Here is a 20847-nt window from a genome sequence, read left to right as displayed (position 1 = left end):
CATAATACCATTCCCGTTAATAAAGTGATCACTCAGCGGGAATACAAAGCGCTTTAGGCAAGGCATTGGTTGTAGGTAGTGGTTGTTCCCTTGTCAAATCAATAACGATGCATAAATCGCTTTGAAACCCGCCTAGAAGGAGTCTTTGAGGATTTACACTTCGTTTTTATGCAGTTCGAAAGGGAGTAACTATTCCTTCACTGACATGCCTAGAATTGTAAAACCTCACAGGCTCTGAGTGGTCACTTATTTAATGAGATTGGTATAATTAGTAATACAATCGAGTTAATTTAATTAAAAACCAATAATACAGTAGATTATGAATACAATTTTATTAGTAGAAGATGACGTTAAGTTATCAGGTTTAATTCAAAAATACCTACAACAGCAAGATTTTTATGTTGAAGCGATTAAAGATGGTTTAGCCGCTCCAAAAGCAATTTTGTCAAAACAACCGGATATTGTGATACTCGATTTAATGTTACCAGGTAAAGACGGTCTCACAATTTGTCGTGAAATCAGGTCAAAATTTAAAGGCTGTGTACTATTTTTAACCGCTAGTGAAGATGATATTGATCACGTTGCAGGAATAGAACTTGGCGCAGATGATTATATTGTAAAACCAATTCAGCCTAGAGTATTACTCGCACGTATACGCATGCAATTAAAAAAGCGTGCTTTAATTCAGCAACCCAAACAACAATTATCAAAGCATGAAATCCTCGCGGTGTCTGATCTACATTTTGGTAAGTTATCTATTTTTACAAAGAAACGCTTAGTCACATTAAATGATGAAAAAGTACCTCTCACCACCAGTGAATATGAGTTATTACTATTACTATTGCTCGCAAGCAGGGCAGAGGAAGTGTTATCTCGAGACTTTATTTTTAAAGCCACTCGCGGTATTGAATATGATGGCATGGATCGGACCGTTGATACCAGAATTGGTAATTTAAGAAAAAAACTACGTGATAGCGGCTCTTTATCTCGTAAAATAATGACTGTTCGCAGTCAAGGGTATTTATTTGTGCCTGATAGTTGGGATTAATATATTACAAATGTAACGATTTTCGTTACATTCCCATACCTACTGCGTCTACCGACTACATTTTTACTCAATCATAATGACATCTCTTTAATACAGTTTGTAAATTTAGGTGTTGCCATGAAAAAATTATTACCTTTGATATTTGTTAGTTTAATAGCCACCGTTGGCTGTAATAGTGGAGGCTCGGATAAAAAGAAAGAAGTTGAAATTGCAGAGGTTCATCATATTAAACCTAAAGATGTCGCAACTTACATCGAAAATTTCAAAATGCAGAACCAGGCACTTAACCTTGAATTTAAAGGTGCTGATTACAACATTTCTTTGATTGATTTTGATATGGATAAAAATATCATTTTAGCTAAATTTGATTTAGGCGTTGTATATATAGGTTTCGATTTTGATACAGAAGAACCTATCAACTCATTAACTGTATTGGAAGCAACTAATATTAATGATTTAGAAAACTCTGTCACAGCGAGTTATTCTGCAACAGACTTATCAATCAATGAGCAAGGTGATAATTTTATTTATGCTGGGGACTTAATTGACGCACAATCAAACGGTTTATTTAATGTTAACTTAACATTTAATGAATCTCTGATTTCTGGTGGTAATAGCGAACTAACAGTAGAAGATAATATTGCACTGCTAAACGGAACTCTAGGCTCTAAAACTTACATCCAAATCAATAAATTAATTAACCAAAACCCAAGTATTAAAACCATCAAATTCATTAGTATTGATGGCTCTGTGAATGATGCAATTAATATGCATACCGGACGTTCTATCAGAAATGCACAATTAACAACTTATATGCCAAGTGACGGTGAAGCGTACTCTGGTGGCGTTGATTTATTTGTTTCGGGTTATAAACGAAAATATGAAATTGGCGGTAAATTAGGTGTTCATGCTTGGTGTTGTGAAGCGGGTAAACCTGCCGACCAATTAGGTAAGGATCATCCTGGTCATGGTGCACAATTGACATATTTTAGAGAGTTACTAGGCAATGATTTAGGCCCTGAGTTTTATTTTTTTACTATCAATGCAGCTTCTTTTGATGACGAACATATCATGACAAAAGCAGAATTAGATAAGTATAAATTAATTACTGACTAATAATATCATTCACGTTAATAAAGTGACGATTTGTTTAATGACATTAATGGTATAAGTAATGAAAGGTACATTTTAATATTCCAATGTACCTTTAAATCAACTTTAAGTTAAACTTATCAATATGTTTTTATAGAATTATGTTTAAAATGAATCAAAGCATTTTTATTGTTGAAGATGACTTAAAGCTTGCAAGTTTATTAAATGACTATTTCACTGAGTTTGACTTTGATACAACAGTGATCACGAGTGGTGAAGATGCCGCGGTGAGTATTACATTAAGTGATCCTGATTTAGTTATTTTAGATTTAAGGTTGCCTAAGGTAGATGGTCTGACTATTTGTAGAGATATAAGAAGTCAGTACAAAGGTATTATACTAATGCTCACAGCCAGTGGTGATGACATTGATCAAGTGGCTGCTTTAGAGCTTGGAGTTGATGATTTTGTACAAAAACCAATACAACCTAGAGTGCTATTAGCCAGGATCAGAATGCTTTTACGTAGGGCTTCAAATTCAGCTAAAACAGATAATTCTAAAGAATTGATATTTGGCAGGTTAACTGTAAATAACGCTTTAAAGTCTTGTACTTTAAATGAGGTTCTTATTCCACTTACGGCATCTGAACTGGCGCTATTGTGGCTTTTGGTTTCACAACCCGATACGGCATTAAGTCGAGAACAATTACAAAAATCATTTACCAACTTAGAATATGATGGCTTAAATCGTATTATTGACAATAAAATTGCGCAGATACGAAAAAAACTCAACGATGATACCAGCCGACCAAAAGGAATTATTACCGTTAGAAATAAAGGATATATGTTTGTTCCTGATTATTGGTATAGCTAAATGAAAAGATTGTTTTTTTCGCTATATAGCGCACTAATCGCAACCGTTGTGCTCTTTGTATTTTCAGCACATTGGATTAATACATTTTTAATTATAGATGTTGATAATATTATTGAAGCTAAGAATTTCAAAGCCGAAATTGAGTTACTTGAACAACTGACTCCTTTTATAACTGAGCAGCAAAAACAACAAAAACTATTAAGAATTGCTGGGCTAAACCAAATTATTATTACAGCCATCAATTACGATGATATTCCAAACTTTGTGCAAACTCATTTAACTCAACAACAAGTTTGGGTCGATGATAATGATCTGGCTTATTTTTGGGCCTTTAACCCCAAACAGTACTTTTCGATAGCTGAAGATGAAGAGCATGCGCTTGTAGAAGTCGATGTCATAATTGAATATACAACTTTAATATTCATGTTGACATTATTGGCCACTATTTCATTTATTTGGATGACATTTTTAGGCAATAAACTTAAATATTTAGAGCAAGCTACAGATAAATTTGGTGAAGGTGATTTCAGTATTAGAGTACCAATATCATCTAGTTTATCAGTCGGTAACCTCAATATTAGATTTAATAACATGGCAACAAAAATTGAGAATTTACTCTCAAGTCATAAACAGCTCAGCCACAACATTGCCCATGAATTAAGAACACCGATTTTTAAAATGCAAATGCAATTGGAATTACTCGATGTACACTCTCATCCCAAACAACAAAAGTATATTCTAGGCATCGAAGAAGATTTATTTAACTTACAAGATTTAGTAGATGAATTATTACAATATGCGCAGGCAGAACGCGCTGAACTGCCAATAAATTATCAAACTTTCATCATTAATAACGTCATAAATGGTGTGATTGATGATTTATCATCCACCACAACACAAACAATAAAATTTCACAATTACGCACAAAAAGCAGTTGCACTTTTCGCAGATAAAAACTTGATCAATCGCGTTATAAAAAACCTCATTTGCAATGCCATTAAATATGGTAATACTGAAATTGAAATCTCTATCTCGACTATAGAAAAAGAGATATTTATTAATGTTGATGATAATGGTGAAGGAATAGAACAGGTTAATATTGATAAGATATTTGAACCGTTTTACCAAATAGATCCTAATTACAATGGATATGGCTTAGGCCTATCATTGGCTAACCAAATCGTAGAACTCCATAGGGGTGAATTACATTATGAGCATAGCCATCTTGGTGGAGCATGCTTTATTTTGCAACTACCTTTAAAAAAGTAAAAGATGAAGTGCACCTTTTTAAATATAAAACTATCTAAAGCCATTTAGTAAATTTATAATCTATAGTTAAACCACATTTAAACCTAGCTGAGATCTCATGAGCGCAAAAGAAATATATCAAAACAACCCATTACAGGGTGTTAAATTAGAAACAATATTAAATGAACTTGTTGATCATTTCGGCTGGGAAATATTACATGCTTATTTGCAAATTAATTGTTTTAAAAAGAACCCAAGCATTCTCTCTAGCTTAAAATTTTTACGTAAAACGCAGTGGGCAAAAGAAAAAATTGAATCTTTTTATATGTATAAGTTATTAGGTTATCCAAAAGCAGATGATGAGCAATTCCAACTACCACCAAGAGATCGTGTTGTACCATCACATCACAAAGCAAGAGGGCCTGCGAATTTAAGCCTAGATGATGCACAAAAATTACAAGAAAAAAAATCAAAAGTAGCTCGCAGATTTAATTCAACGCCTGACAACCCTTGGGGTCAGTAAATAACAATTACATTAGATATGTCGAATTAAACTGAGTCAAATGTAATAGACCTAGATATATACCCATGTTACTTCAAAATGCATGTTTCAGAGCGCTCTGATCAAGCCTAATTCAAGGTAGTGTTGATGCAGGAATGTAGGCATCTTTCAAACCAACGCAACGATAAAGTGGGTTTACTCAGATGCGCCGTCTCGGCAAGTTGAGAAGTGTGCCAAATACGAGGCATAGGATGTGTCTTAAGTTATTCTCAACAAATATTTTAGACAACGCTGTTGGCCGCTTATCGTCATGCTCTACGGGAGTTTGGGTAAAAAACGATTACGGTTTTATCATTCATCATCAGGGAATAACCATGAATTCAAATCATGCCTTGTACTCGTATCCTACCCAAACTCTAAAACCTACATTTCCAAGTAGCACGAGTATAGTAATATTATAAACCTAAACAACAAGAGCATCCTTGCTCTAGTATAAAGGAATATGTGACTCTTTTATTTATTCGTATTCTACGATATCAAATACCGAAAGTGGTGGTACAGGTTCATCATTTTCATGATCACCTAATACATATACTTGGCCATCTTTTAGTGCAATATCACTTGGATCTTTAACATCTTCATGACCTAAGTCATATACTGCGATTATTTCACCAACTAAATTAAGCTTAATTAATTTTGTGAATTTTTCAGATAATACATATACATTATTTTGATGGTACTGAACACCTTGAGCATCATATTCAAAAATACTGCCATCAGTTTCACCTGCATAACTGATGTCGTATCTTTCTTTTAGGGTAAAGTCAGAGTTTAAAATGATCAATTCATCTGTTGCATCTTCATCATTTTGATCTGGTATTAAGTAGTATTCTTGTGCTGAAACATCATAACCTAAACCAGAATAGCGATAGTTTTCCCCCTCACTATTAGTAACATTAATTTGATATTCTTTGGCTAATGTATAGCTTTCATCAGTTTTAGTAAAATGCCCAACTAAACCACCATCAGTTAACGCATAAAATTCATTGTCACCGCCAACAATCGCTTCAGTACAACCTTGATTACAGTTAATGCTATCAAACTCAATATCTACTTTTTCAGTCACATTAAAATTCGCATCCAGTGCAAACATTTCAGCCTGATCTGTGATCATCATCCAGCTATCATCTGTTAACGCCCAAATTCCTGATGGCTGAATAATCACTTCATCTAAAGTGTGCTCAGATATTTTTTCAAGTTCGCCATTATCTTTAATTGGACCTGCACCTATTTGAGCCATTTTATCCATAACAAAGACTAAATTATTTTCAGTATCATCGTTACTTACAGCAATACGACCATCAGGCATTAAACCAATATCATTAAATTGTGCAGCGCCAAACCCTTCAAGATACCAAGAGTCATTATATGCCAGTGTTGTACCTGCTAAGCTGTAATGTAATACAACACCTTGAGCTACATCTTTAGCTAATATTAAGAAGCTATCTTCTGATATACCAAGGCCTTCAACTGACATATCACCTTCCAAAGGAATGACTTGTGAAGATTCATCTATCGCATTAAAAATGACTAATTGATGTGTGACTTTATCATATAGCCAAACTTGTTGTTCACCCTTTTCATCAATCGCCAACTCTGTAAACACACTATTTCCAGTTACCTGCCAAGTAACTAACTTATCTTGTGCGCGATCATAACGAAATAAAAGATTATTACCTGTTACATACCATAAAATATCTTCTTGGCGCTCTAAATCAATGGCATTTTTTGCAATATCATTGGTATTTTCTACTGAGTGATAAAACAGTTCATCTGAATCACCATCAATGTAGCCATATTCAACGCCTGATTGGAATACATCAACAAATGGCCAGTTCACATCAATACTGGTAATAGCAGAGGCTCTTTGCTCACTTTCAGGGTATGTAACATACATACCAAGCGGAAAGTCTTCTACCATAGACTTGCCCTCAGCTGGCACAACCAATTTTACAGATACAGGCTCAGGTACAATAAGATCTTTACTTGGATCGTCATTATCACTGATACATCCCATTAAAAATACCGATACAGTACATGCTAAAAGTGTTTTTTGAAATTTCATAAATTTTACTCTTTTATTAAGTTGCACGCAGTTTATGAAAATGTAGGTCTAATAAATGTCACAAAAATTATTTAATTACAAAAATTATAAAATTAGTTGTGAAAATTAATTTTTTGTACCAATATAGGTATTAACATCAAAGACTGTATAGGGAAATATATGTCTGAAATTTCAATATTAGAAATGTTAGAAAGGATCCGCATACACCATAATGGCGTTGAAATTAAATTCACTGAATCTCATTGGTGTATCAGTGCAGGAAGCATTGAATTACATTCACATAACTTAAAAAAATGCGTATCACAAGTATACAACTTTGGCGCTGCTATTAATCATTGGCCAACAGAAGATCTTCTTCTAGCAAAACCTTTAGAAAGTAATTTCACGCAAAAATTAGAGAAATTAAAAACAACAGAACACGATTTCATAGTTGAAGGTACAAGCTATGGTTGGATAGCTGACTTTACTCAAAGTGGTTTTTTCATGGCGAACTCCCCAGATCAAGTGATAGATAAAGCATTTGACTTTGTTCTAGGGGAACAGTGCAAAAGTAAAGCCGAAACTACCGAATTAAGTGATAATGAGGCTGAAACATAGATACATATATTTACTTTATTTATTATTAAACTGTTCCGAGTTGCGTTGAATATTATATTGATTTATTTTTTTATGAAGAGATGTGCGATCAATCGCTAAAATCTGAGCAACTTTAGTGATATTACCATTATACAATTTAAGTTTTTCCACTATAAACTTTCTTTCCATATGATGTCGGTACTCTTTTAAAGTTTGTTTTTCGCTTTCCGTATCTTCAGAATTTTCTTTGATGAATACTTCATTGGGCAAATCAGCTAAAGTAATTATATCTGGACCCATAATTAGCATGCGTTCAACCGTATTTACTAACTCTCTTACATTACCATACCAATGATATTCACTCAGAACGGTATAGCATTTTGGGTCGATTTGTTTTTGAACTAGTCCTAGTCGTTTACTGATTACATTAAAAAAATGGTTAACAAGTAGCTGTATATCACTTTTACGCTCCCGTAATGAAGGTGAAGTTAAAGGGATCACATTAATTCTATAATATAAATCTTGTCTAAACTCCCCAGAATCCACCATTTTTTTTAGGTTTTTATGACTCGCCGTTAATAACCTTACATTTACTTTAGTGATTTCGTCTGATCCTACTTTTTGAATTTCCTTACTTTCAAGTACTCTCAAAAGGCTTGATTGAGCTGATAATGGCATATCAGCTATTTCATCAAGAAATAAAGTGCCATCTTCTGCAATCTCAAAATAACCTTTTTTATGTTGGTCTGCACCTGTAAATGCGCCTTTCACATGACCAAACAATGCACTTTCAATTAAGTTTTCAGGTATTGCTGAACAATTAACTTTTACGATAGGTTTCTTAGAGCGTGTACTTTGTGCGTGAATACTTTCGGCGATAAGTTCCTTACCAGTACCACTTTCTCCAGAAATAAGTACAGCTGCATCAGATAGTGCAACTTTACTAATATCACGACGAAGCATTTTTATGATTTCATGCTCACCAAGTATCTTTCCATTATCTTGTGACGCTTCAAAAGATTTTACTTTTGTACTGAGATGATTAAATTCAATACAATTCCTTAGAGTAACAATAAGCTTTTCTGCATTAAATGGTTTTTCAATAAAATCATATGCACCAATTTTATGAGTCTGTGCAGCTTCATCTAAAGATGCATTACCTGAAATAAAAATTACAGGAATATCTATTTTCTCTTCTTTCATACGTTCAAAGAGTGCAATTCCACTTTGCTCTCCGAGTCGAATATCAATTATTGCAATATCATAAAGCGTATTAAGCATGCTCTTTAGCGCACTATCAGGTTCTGCAAATCCTGCTACGCTATAACCTTCTATTGTAAGGCATGTTTTAATACTTCTGCGTATATTAGGTTCATCATCTATGATTATTACTTTAGTTTTAATGGTCATTATTTATTATTCTTTTTATCATTATTTAAAGGTAAATTAATTTTGAATGCAGCACCAGATTGCATAGATAAGCAATAAATATCCCCTTTATGATCCAGTATTATTTTCTTGATAATAGGTAAGCCTAACCCCATATTCTCAGCACTTGCTCGATGACTATAATGCAGTTTAAATATCTCCAATCGTTTCGAATTGGGTATAACAACTCCAGTATTTGATAAAATCAAAGCGACTTCTGTTTTTTTTTCAATATTAAAACTAAAAGACATCTCTAAATCAGTTTTATCTTGATTTGCTTGAATCGCATTCTTAATAAGATTAATTAAACATTGCTTAAATAACCGTTTATCAAGTAAAACGGGGGTCTTTGAAAGTAGTTTGTTATTTTTTATATATAATGTAATTTGAGGCCAAGCGGCTTGATTCTGCCGTACAAAAACTTCACAATACTCAACTAAATCACACTGAACAAATTCAGGATCTGGAAGTTTAGAAAATCGAGAAAAATGCTCAACCATTTCTTTTAATTTTTTAACTTCTTCGCGAACAACTTCTTCAGCATCATACAAGCTTTCTTTAAAAACGTCCGTTTTTTTATTTTCATAAATACGAGGCAAATGACTTACCATCATTTCAATGGGTGTCAGTGGGTTATTTATTTCATGAGCTAGCTTGCTAGCCATCAATTTCCAATCTTTAAAATAATCTAACTCTTGTAGTTTTTTAGCTTTTTTAATATCACTATTTGCTAAACTCTGATATAGCCTCATGACTTTAAAACAAAAGAAGCTTGATACAGAAAATGCAAATATCAAGGCTAAAATAAATAAAGTAAGATAATACTCTTTAAAAAAGATTAATAACGAACGTTTAAATTTTTCTGGCTTTTTAATTGAATGGTTTTCATTTATAACCGTTGTTATACGCTTAGCTTTAGCTCTTAGACCTTGCTCACTCTGAGTCAGATTTAACATATGATTTAGTTCTTCATGAATGTCTATATTTTTTTTATCAAGTGAGACCGATTGTTTAATTTCTTTTACGCGTTTATTCAGTTGATCAAGTCTTCTTAAATCTTTTTGGTAATCAAGTAAGATTGATGATGTTTCAGGCTGAATTACGCGATCTAAAGTGGTACTAATTATTTTTGTAAATAAATAATATGAGACAAACAGGGAGGTCAAAGACAATGTCAATATCACAGTGATCAAATAGATTAACACTCGTCTTTTAGAAGCTATTTCAATCATCATAGTCAGGCATTTACTCTTCTTTCATTTTGTTTAGTAATACTTGAAATTCAAAGTTCACAGCTTTGCTCTTCCAGTCTGCTTGTATTTCATCATCAATAAAATAATTAATAAATGGTAGGTTAGGCCTTACTGAAATATCATGTTGTGCTAAGGGATGGATCGAAGTTACAGTTGATTTATGAGTATAATTGTCAGATATTGCATTATCTTTCACATCATTATTTGTTAGTGTTGTACTATTAATCTCATTCTCTTTTGGGATAAGTTCTTTTAACCCTTTTTCTGTCCGATTTTTTTTTGTGCAACTTGCTGATTATTAGATAACATACTTTCAGGTTCTAATGGACCAGATTTATTAAGCTGGCTATCAACTAATATTTCACTAATATTAAAAGGGTTTATTGCGGCTTGTACTTGAATAGATTGAGTATTATCTAATCTTTTTTTATTCATTGGTATTCGTATATTATTTATATATGAAAGCAATATAGGTAAGCTCACTGACATCTCATTGAGACTTTGCGGTGTTTTTATGGTGTAGGGTAGGCTTTCTGTCTTTGGCCAAATAGGCTTAGTGATAGTAATTGTATAACTGTAAGGTACTACATCCTGACTTGAACTAATAAAGTCTATATAGACAACAATATGTACTGGTAAACCACTGCGTATTTTTTCAGCTAAATCTGATTTTGGATAATCGATTTTCGTCACTATTAATGAGTTTAAATCGGCAAAATTATTGATATTAAGCTCAATACTATCTGTATTTCCACAACAAAATAGACATAAAATGAAGAAAAATCGTTTGATAACTATCATAAATTCTTAATCTCCAGATCATGATAACCTAAAGAGAATCTAAAAATAAAACTGCTAGATTGAAATGTATAACTACCATTAATGCTGTATTTATATGTATCACTGTAGTCATTAAGTGAAGATTTTCCGACAGCCAAATCCAATTGCCAAGCAGAAAATTCTCCATGAAACATATTAATGGCAGAGACTTTTTTATACCCGACAGATAAAGATTTTGATAATAGATCTAGGTTATTATCAAATTTTGCTTTTTCAGCATACCCACCAAAGGTAAAAATATGATTACGAAATACATTTATATTTCTTTGATAAGAAATCGAAGAATTTGTAAATTCAGTTCCAAAAGCAAGGTTAGCCTTTAAAGTTGACCCTCTAGTGGCAAATAAAGGATGATCTGTACTATCCCATCCATAAAGCACCCCCTTGGTAAACCCTGATTCATCTTTAAAGTGACCAGATACCCCAAAAGAAATATGAGAATACCTAGCAAAGCGTCTACCAACAGAAAGCGCATAAGTTTTATTGATATTCTTATTTGATATTGAGTTTGGTTCAAGCTCAATAGGCGCTTCATTATTTTTATAAATTAATTCAGTATATAAAGTGTTACTTTCTTTGACTTTTTGCCAACGCACTAAGCCACTTAAAAAATAATGAGATAAATCTAAGAAATGCGGATCATAATATGTAATATCAACGTCATAATAATCTCGGAGTGTTTTATCCGATGCATCGATATCCCAAATTTTTTCTGCGCCTTCAACACCTAGATTTTCTAAATTAAGCTGACCAAAATCTGCTTTAAATACACTTTTATCACCATTAATAGAAAATGAAACTTCCTTTCCCATACCTAAAAAATTAAGGTGTGAGATAGAAACTCCAGCAAGATTATTAAGCCCATTTACACTTGATTGATTAGGATAACAGGCAATAAAACTGCCATCGCAAGCTTTAGATTGATTATTAAAATGACTCTTTTGAAATCCGATGCCTGTACTATATACAATATTACTCGCTTCGGTTACTTCAAAAACGATGATGGCATATCCTCTCGTATGCCCTTTTTTTAAAGAAGCTGTCACATGATTAAATTGAATCAAAGCATTCAACCTATACCGTGCATCAGCTATTTTATCCGAATCTAATATATCCCCAATATTTTGATAAAATTTCTTTGTTATATAATCACAATCGATAACTAAATTGCCTTTACAAACAATATCTTCAATTACCAATTTAGGAGTTACACTCTCCTGTTGTTTACTACGTTCTTGTTCTTTATGAAAGGTTAAAGTTTTGGATAAAACAAAACTTGTTTTAAACAGAAAAATCAAGACGATCAAAACTGAAAATTTATAATTAAAAATTGAAAGAATCATTCGCTGAGTACATTACCTATTTAAAGCTATTATCATTTATCTAAATCCAAAAAATAAAACCTGAATACCAGCACCATGCTACCACAATAATTTATGATAGTGACTGTTTCAGCTTGAAACTGTTTCCAAATAAGTGCCTAACACTTTTACTGAAAAACTGTAATTTCGGCTTAACCTATTTGAATTAGTAATAAAAACTGTAAAATAAGCTTACATGAAAAGGTTGGGCACTCACACAAGCTTAATGGGAAGGATCTTACAGTTTTAAAAGGAACTTTTAATTAGCTATTTTTGCTTTCTTCTACGTAATATAGCTAAAGGCATAGCAAGTAAAGCTAACCAAGCGAAAGAACCTGACGAGCTTGATTTTGTTGATTTTTTATTAACGACAGGAACATCAGCAACATTAACATTCACAGATGAAACAACAGAATCAATGCCATCATTAACCGTTACACTAAACTCAAGCGTTTCATTCGAGTTTACATTTGGTGCTGTAAAGTTTAATTGAGCTTGATCCGCATCAGTTAATGTTACCCCAGTGCCAGATATCTGAGCCCAAGTATAAGTTAGTGTGTCACCATCTGGGTCAACAGCTTGCACAGAAAGAGCAACTGTTTCACCTTCTTTAACACTCATATCATCCGACTGTACAACTCTTGGCAGTCTGTTATCACAGCTTTGTGGATCATGTGCAATTATGGCTGAAAATGGGTTAGTGGTAACATTAGTCAGTTCTACATCCCCGACAAGCCACTGAAAATTAATGTTATGATTAACTTCTCCACTGAAAGTACTACGAAAACGTATTTTAACCTCTGAACCATCTAATTTATCACCAAAAGCGATAGTATCTGTATTGAATACAAATCTATTACCATCAAGTTCACCTTGCCCAGTAAATGCATCTCGACCAGCTAATGCACTATGAGTTAGCTTTCCAGAGTAACCTGGAGTTACAAATGAACCATACTCTGTCGCATCGGTCCATTCATTTCCATTAACACTGATCTCAACAACACCACCATGGTGCCCTTGTGATAATGCATAATAATGGTTCCAGCTCAGATTGAAATTACCATTAAATCCAATTGTAAAAGCTTTAGATTCATAAACAATATCAGCTTTTTCGTTTAAATTTTGCCAAGGTGTGATAGCTGTAAGCCCAGTATAAAAATCGTACTATTTTCTACTTTTTCACCACCAACCAATGCCTTAATTGTAAAATCATAAGGTAGAATTCTACCAACAGCTGAATTATTCGTGGCTTCTTGCTCACCAAAAGAATAATTTACAAGTTCATGGATTTCACTGGCATCAGTTAACGAAGCTTTCGTTTCTTCATCTAAATCTATAAATGATAACTTAAGGGATAATAAGTCACGTGTTTTCTTTACATCATTTAATTTAAATTCTAAAGTAGGTGTTGCAACTTGTACGTATGCATCTAAAGTATCGAAGGTGATAATACCATCATTTTCAAAAGTGACATCATGATTACTTAATACTTCAATTTTTGCTTTAATATTCGTTAAAGGCTTCTCAGGGTTGGTATTCATTACTTTAAAGCTAACAGTCCCTGTCTCACCAGCATCTAAAATATTATCGTTTGAACAATATCCTGATGTTAAACCTTCATAATTTGTATTTAAATTATGACTCATCACTTTAAGTGACACCGGATTAGTATCTGCTTCAAAAGACTCAACTACGCCACTATGATCCTCTGAGAATCTAGCAGGAGACACTGCGTCTAACCCCATTCCTCTTCGAGCAAATGCTTTTAGCATGATTTTAAAATCATTTTGGTCTGAAGCTGCAGCGGCCGCCAAAATGGCATCACGTGCTTCTGTATAAGTAGGGTTAATCGGTGTCATTTTATAACCCGCAACTAAATAGTCCATCATGCGACTTTCTGCTTCTTTAAACGTATGTTCATTAATTAAACGAACATAAGCATCCCAAAGTGTTGTCGCCCATAAAGTACCCGCATCATGAACTTGTGCGGTACCATCTGCCCGCTGAATATCTTTAAAGGTTAATCCATTTAATGTCATGTTCGGTGTATAAGGTACTTTACGGAATAACTTAGTATAAGAGCTGATTTCATAAGGTAATTGGTATGTATCATTGCCTGCAATCTGGGCATCTTTTTCATTTGCTAATAACATAAGCGCATGAAAGTCGCCCCAGCCTTCGCCAAGAGAGCGACCTTGGTGATTTCTTAACCCAGAACCATTACCAACCAAACGATTACTAATGTAATGACCCCACTCATGGGCTACAATACCGTTATCCCAAGAACTATCTCTAAACTGTCGCTCATCAAAAAATCTAACCTCGATATCATTTTTCCAATTTGCAAACAAATCTGATGATTCATTTTGAGATATATTCATTACAGGGAAGGACAGAGCGCTTTTTGCAGGATCATCATCTTGAAGACCAATACCATTAAAGACGCGGTCACCACCAAATGGCACTACAACGATACTGCCAATTGCGCCTGCATTTTTTAAATTACCAAATTGCTCAGAAGTAGGACAGTCAAACGAATATTGGACTACGGCAATGTTCCCGAGTAAATTTTCAGGATTAGTTATTGATTCACATGTATTACCAAAACCACCTGTTGCTTCGTCTAAATAAGCTGTTAATGTGCCTTGGACATCAAAACGCTCAGATCCAAAATTCCAAACTATTGGTGTATTAAACTCAAAATCACTTCCTGAAATACTGGTAATACCGTAATCTTGTCCATTTACGGCATCCTTATCATCGAAAAGATACATTTGCATAACAGGAGATGCACCATCTGCAGGTGTGACCATATTTGCATTATTGAAACCTGAATTGTCTTGTACTTCTACTAATAACGGGTCACCTTCTACTCCCCCTCTATCATAGTTACTATCCTGAGCGTTACCTGATAGTTCATCAAAACCATGGTTATAAAATTGGTCATGTAGATAATTATTGACATAAAAGAGGTTAACAATTGCTGCTTTACGATTATTTATTGAATATTCATTTTCATTTTGGTTATACATGTAATCAAAGGTATTGTCTGAAGTAGTATCTGCATAATAATCACCAGAAGTAAAACCATTCGGAGCAACAGCATCAACATACGACTTTACATTATTACCAGATGTTTTTGTTGCACCTTCAGCTAACCAAGCATCTTTAGTACTAATAGGTCCCGAAGTTAAAGATACTAATGAGGCATTAACACGAGTTGATACAAAATCTCTAACATCACTGGTAAGAGGCACAACTTCACCAAATGGCCCTTGTTCAGGTTTATTCATACCTTCAGTATCAGCATGTACACGGTAATGAAAATCACCCGCATGACTTCGCATATTTTTCTTGAATAATACTTTGCCACTGTCAGCTGCAATAACATAAGCATGATATTCAGACTCAACTGTATTTGGATCTGCAGTCTCAATCTCAACATAATGAGCAGATATAAGCTCATCATTTAACTCAAAAAATACTTTTTTAGCGCGAGGCTCACCAACAAGTTGAAAATCACCTGATGAATTAGTAGCATTAAATAAAGTGTATTTTTTATCAGACGACTGCTCGTTTATTGATACTAAACCTATGTTTCCCCCCATATCTTTAAAAGCATGAGATATCGCTTTACTCGGCTCACCAAATTGAGCCAATGGTTGTTTTTTTACATTTAATGCCTGTAAAGTAGTGTTATTTGCAAAAAAACCAGACGATGCAACTAAGTTATAATCACGATCCATCATAATATTGACTTCACGGTTGAATACTTCAATACCCGATATTTCTTGTTTATATTTAGCTAACTTAGCACCACCATTTTGGTTGTGCGAATTTGAGATAAACACTTTACTGCCAAATGCTGTGGGGTTTAGCGTTAAATGATTCAAGTGTACTTGTGCAGCATATGCAATACGACTTTCTTGTCGAATTGGTTTAATATTAATCTTCGCCAATGGACCACTTGTCCATTGAAAAGTTGCTTGACCTATTTGTGTATCGACTTGGTTTTTAAGTCCAATATTGGTGTGTACTTTAGCTATTTGAGTTAAAGATTTTTTTTGAACTACCTGTTGGGCGTCTGCAATCGAAAACTCAATTGAGTCTTGCTCTGATGCAGCTACACCCACAACAGAAAAACAACTGGCAACAGCTAATGCGATTGCAGACTTTTTTATTATACTCATTAATTTCATTCCATTTATTTATCAAATAGTTATGTAAAATTCAACTTGTTAGATGATTCTAATGTGTCATCAAGTTTACTTAGAGCAAGTGATATGCCAAAGAAAAATAAAAAACATAAGTAATTGTTACTTATAAGGTTTACATAAAACCACACATATTTAACAAATAACAAAATGTTGATAAAACGCAACAGTCTGTGGTGTTTTTTCTGCACCATGCGATTAATTAAACAATGAGAACCTACATAAGATTAAAGGCCGCTTTTTATGCATGCATAACAGCAGTTTTTGAGTTTTTCCTAATATTTTTTATTTTTATGTCAACCAAAACATATTTAGTGCGTTTTAATATTTGAAATCACTCATAACCCCATTGGAGTACAAGATGACAAAAATCACTAAACAGATAAATATTGCAGTATTAACTGGTCTAATCTCAATAACAGCCGTCTTTTCAGCACCGCAAGTATTGGCAGAAAAGAAGCAAAAAGGTGGCAAGCGAGGTCATAGTGCAGAACAAAAATTCAATCGTATAGATGTTGATCAAAGTAGTGAAATCACTTTAGCTGAAATGACAGAGCCTACCGTTGCTAAAGCAGAAAAAAAATTAACAAGAAAAGATAAAGATCAAGATGGTGTTTTATCACTAGAAGAATTTAGTCAAAGTAGACATGGTAACGCGATTGACTTATCCGCAATTGCAGATGAAATTGTTTTATGTGTAAGTGATTTAAAATCAGAAACCGGTGATGAAAATATAATTGTACCATCTGCAGATAGCTTTTTATCTAAAGAAGAAAAGTTTAATACAATCGATGCTGATGCAAATGGCGCTATTGATTTATCTGAATTAGAAGCTGCAATGGAAACTAAAGCGACATCAGTTTTTGATATGATGGATACTGATGAAAGCAGTTCTGTAAACTTAGATGAATTCACAGCAGCATCTGAATCTAAAAAAGCCACTAAAAAAGCGATTCATCAATGTGTTCAAGAGTTAACGGACGAAGATTAACCTTTTATCATTATTTGTAATTCACCAAAGCAGTTAATAGCTGCTTTTTTCTGTTAAATAAGAAATACTTTATTTCTTTTATCAATTTGACCACTATTTCCTAAATTTTAGTTACACTGAAATCATTATAAATTTATTTTAAACTTAAGGTTTATTTTGAAGTGTCAAAAAACACCTAAATATAATCAGTATATTATTCCATTATTTTTATTAACTTTATCAAGCAATTCAAACGCTACAAGCATCAGTGTCAGTTATGGGCAACAGGAGTATCAAGTCTCTTTACAAAATGAAACCGTCAACCTTACTCCCGTTGGCAATGCAGTTTCATTTTCAACAAATATTACCGATAATTTAAATTTAAATTTAAATTTAAATTATCAAAACTGGCAAGATGATAGAAATCATGAAAATAGGGTTAATGCAGAAGTTGAATTAACAACAATAGGTACTAGCTTAAGTTATTATTTAGATAATTGGTCATTTTCATCGAATTACAGTCAATCAACAGTTGATACAAAAATTTCAGGCCTTAGACGAGAAATAAACTTTAATAATGAAAATATAGATTCAGCCTCTTTAGGTGGTTCTATCGGTTATGGATTTATTAAAGGTGATTGGTTTTATGGTATTTTAGTAGGTGGCTTATATAGTGATTGGGATTTTAATAAATATCAAATTAAGGATTCCAATCAAGATCACAAGCAATCTAAAATCACTTCAGAAAAAAGCTCAGGTAATTCATCAATAATTAGTACAAGTTTATCCACAGCATATTACTTACCCTTTTCGAATGAAAAAGGGCTAATGCTTGGCGGTTTATTAACTTGGAATTATCTTATTTCTGGAGATTCTGTATTAATATCTCGCAATGGCAAAAATGTAAATACAAGACCAATCTCCAGAGATACTTCAAGAATAACAAATTCAAACTCAGCATCTTTAAACGCAATATCGGGTGATGATAACTATGGTCAATTCGCGTTATACGCCTCTTACGATCTAGGTCCATCTTGGTCATTAGATATTGATGCATCAATTAATATCGCCAGTGATTATGACGCCTATGCTTGGTCAGTTAGTTTAGGATATATATTTTAGTAGCTTGAAAAAAGATAGAAATGAATACATGAATTATACTAGGGGCTGTTGATCTTTCAGGGTTAAATTTTGTTCGAGATAAAAGCATTTTAGTCGCGGCGAGTCGTGTGTCGCCTAGTTATTCTAAGTAAATACGACTCAACAAAGAATAAAATGCTTTTAGCCGAATCCTTCGTACAGCATTTGTTGGGCATTTTTACTGCGTTATCGCCTTTTATGTAACAACCACATGACAAAGCCTCTGCCTTGTATAAATGCCCAACAATTCGCTGCAAAAGTAATCTCGAAAGATCAACAGCCCCTAGTGTCCTCTATTTTTTTGTCTCATTTTATTTTGCGTTTTTTTGTTCATTTTTTTCATATTGCGCTTATTAAATTTATCCATTAGTTGACGTTGTTTTTCTTGAGGTAATTGTTGAAAACGTTTATGTACATTTCTTAATTGCTGTTGTTGCGCTGCTGGTATTTTTTTAAATTTATTAAACTGCTGTTGCAATTTAGCTTGCTTTTGTGGATTTAACTTTTGCCATTTATCATACTTATTTAATAAATCAGTTCTCTTTTTAGCATTCATTGCAATCCAGCGATCCGCGCCTAACTGTAACTTTTCTTGTTTTTCGGCTGGTAACTGATCCCATTTAGATGAGAATTGCTTTAAAACATTTTGTTGTTTAGTACCTAAAGCACTCCATTCAAGCGCTTGAACTTGGAACGTAAAAATAAAAATGTAACAACAAAAAAAGATGAATTTAGCCATTATTTTTATCCTCCGAAGTATTATGTTTTGTTTTTCTTATATCTGTTTTAATAATTTGACTTTGGTCTGACTTTGACTTAACTTTGCTGCTAGCAGTATCAGGTAAAGTATTGACTGTAATTGGCTTTATATCTAAAGGGCCAAGTAGTTCACCATCCACTTCAACCATATCTGCCAAATATTCAAAAAAAGCCATATCAGGCACTTTCTTCTGGTTTTTAGGCTCACCATAAGTATATGATGTAAAAACCACCACACATATCATGCTATAATAGCGCGTTTTGTTCATTCTCAGCCAACCAAGTTATAAATTCCAACTCATCTAATAATACGAGATCTTCATATGGGATTTCAGTATTAACCATAGCCAAAGGCATTTGCGGTAAGGATTGTTCAACTTGACTCGTAATTGATAAAGAGATTAAAATTACGGCTGCAATCGGTACTGTAACTTTAAACATAGCATTATTAAAAATCGTTTCAAATACGATGAAAAAAAACGTTTTGTCTAAACTTTTATGACTTTGCATCAAAGCTATATTTCGGGCTTTTTCTAAATCAGCTAATACACTTTTAGGTATATTATTAACTGAATCATCTAAAGCCTCGTTTAGCATTTTTATCGCTTTATCATCCTGTATTTTGTTAGAAGGTAATGTCATATTCTTCCTCCATTAATGTTTTTAATTTAGTCACTGCTCGTGAGTAATGTGTTTTGACACTGCCTTGCGAACATCCCATAACATCAGCTGTATGAGCCACTGAAAGCCCCTCCCAACTGCGTAATAAAAAGCATTGCTGTTGCTTACATGATAACTGTTTTAGATAGTGTAAAGCAGCTGTTTGTTGTGCTGTTTTTTCAAATTTTTTATCCGGTGTGTTAGTCTGATTTGAATAGTCTATTTGTGATGAAAAAATCTCAGTTTCATCATCCTGTGTATTCGTTTTCCAAAAAAAGACTAAGTTTCTTACCTTTTGATGTCTGTGCCAGTCTCTAATTTTATTTTGTAAAATCTTATAAAATAACGCTTTCCATTCATTTGATGGACGCTCTTTATAATTAATCACCAATTTGAGCATACTATCTTGTAATAAATCTAATGCATCAGCATGCGAACCGCAGGCAAAAAACGCCATATGATATGCTCTTTTTTCAATATCCATTAAAAAAGCTTCCATAGTGATTTCGGCAACTTTTTGTACTGGTTCAGAATTATCACCCATTCCAGAAATAGTATCATGTCCATATAAATTAATGTTTCGATTACAATTTTGATCCATATACACCGCAATTACAATGATTGTTATATCTAAATGGTTTTAACTTCTATTATTTACAACGCTCCTGCACAGGATTGGTTGACACAAATTTCAAATTAATTTCAGGAATTAAATGAAAGAACAAACTATAGATGGTAATAATTCTCATTACCAGTTAT

General features: G+C 33.3%; 20 protein-coding genes. 8 read left to right on the top strand and 12 right to left on the bottom strand.

What is annotated here, in order from left to right:
* The first annotated feature begins 319 nt into the window (after positions 1 to 319).
* The 5 genes from CJF42_RS08910 to CJF42_RS08890 all read left to right on the top strand — a co-directional run bounded on the left by CJF42_RS08910 (position 320) and on the right by CJF42_RS08890 (position 4783).
* Positions 320 to 1048 (top strand): response regulator, encoded by a 729-nt coding sequence (locus CJF42_RS08910; RefSeq protein WP_095366345.1) that lies wholly within the window; start codon positions 320 to 322, stop codon positions 1046 to 1048.
* A 117-nt stretch (positions 1049 to 1165) separates the two neighbouring features.
* Positions 1166 to 2164: a hypothetical protein gene (locus CJF42_RS08905; protein ID WP_095366344.1), complete on the top strand. Its 999-nt coding sequence runs from the start codon at positions 1166 to 1168 to the stop codon at positions 2162 to 2164.
* A gap of 146 nt (positions 2165 to 2310) precedes the next feature.
* Positions 2311 to 3012, top strand: a complete 702-nt coding sequence (locus CJF42_RS08900; protein ID WP_095366343.1) for a response regulator — start codon at positions 2311 to 2313, stop codon at positions 3010 to 3012.
* Positions 3013 to 4281: an ATP-binding protein gene (locus CJF42_RS08895; RefSeq protein WP_095366342.1), complete on the top strand. Its 1269-nt coding sequence runs from the start codon at positions 3013 to 3015 to the stop codon at positions 4279 to 4281.
* A 97-nt stretch (positions 4282 to 4378) separates the two neighbouring features.
* Entirely contained in the window at positions 4379 to 4783 is a 405-nt protein-coding gene (locus CJF42_RS08890) for a VF530 family protein (RefSeq protein ID WP_095366341.1), read from the top strand.
* A gap of 496 nt (positions 4784 to 5279) precedes the next feature.
* On the opposite strand, the gene CJF42_RS08885 is transcribed toward CJF42_RS08890, so the two are convergent.
* The gene (locus CJF42_RS08885; protein WP_095366340.1) at positions 5280 to 6887 is read right to left on the bottom strand and encodes an NHL repeat-containing protein; all 1608 of its coding nucleotides are present in this window, start codon (positions 6885 to 6887) and stop codon (positions 5280 to 5282) included.
* Positions 6888 to 7046: 159 nt separating this feature from the next.
* Between CJF42_RS08885 and CJF42_RS08880 the strand changes: the two genes are divergently transcribed.
* The gene (locus tag CJF42_RS08880) at positions 7047 to 7484 is read left to right on the top strand and encodes a hypothetical protein (protein WP_095366339.1); all 438 of its coding nucleotides are present in this window, start codon (positions 7047 to 7049) and stop codon (positions 7482 to 7484) included.
* A gap of 15 nt (positions 7485 to 7499) precedes the next feature.
* Here the strand turns inward: CJF42_RS08880 and CJF42_RS08875 are convergent, their stop codons facing one another.
* From CJF42_RS08875 to CJF42_RS08845, 7 genes are all read right to left on the bottom strand, one after another.
* Positions 7500 to 8873, bottom strand: coding sequence for a sigma-54-dependent transcriptional regulator (locus CJF42_RS08875; RefSeq protein ID WP_095366338.1), 1374 nt, complete (start codon positions 8871 to 8873; stop codon positions 7500 to 7502).
* Positions 8873 to 10126: a sensor histidine kinase gene (locus CJF42_RS08870; protein WP_095366337.1), complete on the bottom strand. Its 1254-nt coding sequence runs from the start codon at positions 10124 to 10126 to the stop codon at positions 8873 to 8875. The genes CJF42_RS08875 and CJF42_RS08870 overlap by 1 nt, the downstream gene beginning before the upstream one ends.
* A gap of 10 nt (positions 10127 to 10136) precedes the next feature.
* The gene (locus CJF42_RS08865; RefSeq protein WP_095366336.1) at positions 10137 to 10340 is read right to left on the bottom strand and encodes a hypothetical protein; all 204 of its coding nucleotides are present in this window, start codon (positions 10338 to 10340) and stop codon (positions 10137 to 10139) included.
* Between the two features lie 56 nt (positions 10341 to 10396).
* A complete protein-coding gene (locus tag CJF42_RS08860; RefSeq protein WP_095366335.1) occupies positions 10397 to 10945 on the bottom strand; it encodes a hypothetical protein in 549 nt (182 codons plus the stop codon).
* Positions 10942 to 12327: a BamA/TamA family outer membrane protein gene (locus CJF42_RS08855; RefSeq protein ID WP_095366334.1), complete on the bottom strand. Its 1386-nt coding sequence runs from the start codon at positions 12325 to 12327 to the stop codon at positions 10942 to 10944. The genes CJF42_RS08860 and CJF42_RS08855 overlap by 4 nt, the downstream gene beginning before the upstream one ends.
* Before the next feature lie 285 nt (positions 12328 to 12612).
* On the bottom strand, positions 12613 to 12993 hold the full coding sequence (locus CJF42_RS08850) for a PKD domain-containing protein (RefSeq protein ID WP_286203484.1): 381 nt from the start codon (positions 12991 to 12993) through the stop codon (positions 12613 to 12615).
* 467 nt (positions 12994 to 13460) lie between these two features.
* Entirely contained in the window at positions 13461 to 16535 is a 3075-nt protein-coding gene (locus CJF42_RS08845) for a M36 family metallopeptidase (RefSeq protein ID WP_170940540.1), read from the bottom strand.
* 385 nt (positions 16536 to 16920) lie between these two features.
* Between CJF42_RS08845 and CJF42_RS08840 the strand changes: the two genes are divergently transcribed.
* Positions 16921 to 17550 carry an EF-hand domain-containing protein gene (locus CJF42_RS08840; protein ID WP_095366331.1) on the top strand — a complete coding sequence of 210 codons (630 nt, stop codon included), beginning with the start codon at positions 16921 to 16923 and terminating at the stop codon, positions 17548 to 17550.
* Between the two features lie 156 nt (positions 17551 to 17706).
* On the top strand, positions 17707 to 18651 hold the full coding sequence (locus tag CJF42_RS08835; RefSeq protein ID WP_095366330.1) for a hypothetical protein: 945 nt from the start codon (positions 17707 to 17709) through the stop codon (positions 18649 to 18651).
* A 301-nt stretch (positions 18652 to 18952) separates the two neighbouring features.
* Here CJF42_RS08835 and CJF42_RS08825 read toward each other — a convergent pair whose 3' ends face one another.
* The 4 genes from CJF42_RS08825 to CJF42_RS08810 all read right to left on the bottom strand — a co-directional run bounded on the left by CJF42_RS08825 (position 18953) and on the right by CJF42_RS08810 (position 20689).
* On the bottom strand, positions 18953 to 19408 hold the full coding sequence (locus tag CJF42_RS08825; RefSeq protein WP_095366329.1) for a DUF3106 domain-containing protein: 456 nt from the start codon (positions 19406 to 19408) through the stop codon (positions 18953 to 18955).
* Positions 19401 to 19604 (bottom strand): hypothetical protein, encoded by a 204-nt coding sequence (locus CJF42_RS08820; protein ID WP_141235518.1) that lies wholly within the window; start codon positions 19602 to 19604, stop codon positions 19401 to 19403. Before CJF42_RS08820 ends, CJF42_RS08825 begins: the two co-directional genes overlap by 8 nt.
* A gap of 70 nt (positions 19605 to 19674) precedes the next feature.
* The gene (locus CJF42_RS08815; RefSeq protein ID WP_095366327.1) at positions 19675 to 20070 is read right to left on the bottom strand and encodes a hypothetical protein; all 396 of its coding nucleotides are present in this window, start codon (positions 20068 to 20070) and stop codon (positions 19675 to 19677) included.
* The gene (locus tag CJF42_RS08810) at positions 20054 to 20689 is read right to left on the bottom strand and encodes an RNA polymerase sigma factor (RefSeq protein WP_095366326.1); all 636 of its coding nucleotides are present in this window, start codon (positions 20687 to 20689) and stop codon (positions 20054 to 20056) included. Before CJF42_RS08810 ends, CJF42_RS08815 begins: the two co-directional genes overlap by 17 nt.
* Between the last annotated feature and the right edge of the window lie 158 nt (positions 20690 to 20847).

The sequence above is a fragment of the Pseudoalteromonas sp. NBT06-2 genome, from assembly GCF_002276045.1.
In the GTDB taxonomy this organism is placed as follows: domain Bacteria; phylum Pseudomonadota; class Gammaproteobacteria; order Enterobacterales; family Alteromonadaceae; genus Pseudoalteromonas.
The sequence above is the reverse complement of the archived record's forward strand: the minus strand, read 5'-3'. Positions and strand labels throughout refer to the sequence as shown.

Bases quoted from the DNA above. Each gene is read 5' to 3' on its own strand.
- CJF42_RS08910 (WP_095366345.1), top strand. From the start codon at position 320: ATGAATACAATTTTATTAGTAGAAGATGACGTTAAGTTATCAGGTTTA.
- CJF42_RS08905 (WP_095366344.1), top strand. From the start codon at position 1,166: ATGAAAAAATTATTACCTTTGATATTTGTTAGTTTAATAGCCACCGTT.
- CJF42_RS08900 (WP_095366343.1), top strand. From the start codon at position 2,311: ATGAATCAAAGCATTTTTATTGTTGAAGATGACTTAAAGCTTGCAAGT.
- CJF42_RS08895 (WP_095366342.1), top strand. From the start codon at position 3,013: ATGAAAAGATTGTTTTTTTCGCTATATAGCGCACTAATCGCAACCGTT.
- CJF42_RS08890 (WP_095366341.1), top strand. From the start codon at position 4,379: ATGAGCGCAAAAGAAATATATCAAAACAACCCATTACAGGGTGTTAAA.
- CJF42_RS08885 (WP_095366340.1), bottom strand. From the start codon at position 6,887: ATGAAATTTCAAAAAACACTTTTAGCATGTACTGTATCGGTATTTTTA.
- CJF42_RS08880 (WP_095366339.1), top strand. From the start codon at position 7,047: ATGTCTGAAATTTCAATATTAGAAATGTTAGAAAGGATCCGCATACAC.
- CJF42_RS08875 (WP_095366338.1), bottom strand. From the start codon at position 8,873: ATGACCATTAAAACTAAAGTAATAATCATAGATGATGAACCTAATATA.
- CJF42_RS08870 (WP_095366337.1), bottom strand. From the start codon at position 10,126: ATGATGATTGAAATAGCTTCTAAAAGACGAGTGTTAATCTATTTGATC.
- CJF42_RS08860 (WP_095366335.1), bottom strand. From the start codon at position 10,945: ATGATAGTTATCAAACGATTTTTCTTCATTTTATGTCTATTTTGTTGT.
- CJF42_RS08855 (WP_095366334.1), bottom strand. From the start codon at position 12,327: ATGATTCTTTCAATTTTTAATTATAAATTTTCAGTTTTGATCGTCTTG.
- CJF42_RS08845 (WP_170940540.1), bottom strand. From the start codon at position 16,535: ATGAGTATAATAAAAAAGTCTGCAATCGCATTAGCTGTTGCCAGTTGT.
- CJF42_RS08840 (WP_095366331.1), top strand. From the start codon at position 16,921: ATGACAAAAATCACTAAACAGATAAATATTGCAGTATTAACTGGTCTA.
- CJF42_RS08825 (WP_095366329.1), bottom strand. From the start codon at position 19,408: ATGGCTAAATTCATCTTTTTTTGTTGTTACATTTTTATTTTTACGTTC.
- CJF42_RS08820 (WP_141235518.1), bottom strand. From the start codon at position 19,604: ATGGCTTTTTTTGAATATTTGGCAGATATGGTTGAAGTGGATGGTGAA.
- CJF42_RS08815 (WP_095366327.1), bottom strand. From the start codon at position 20,070: ATGACATTACCTTCTAACAAAATACAGGATGATAAAGCGATAAAAATG.
- CJF42_RS08810 (WP_095366326.1), bottom strand. From the start codon at position 20,689: ATGGATCAAAATTGTAATCGAAACATTAATTTATATGGACATGATACT.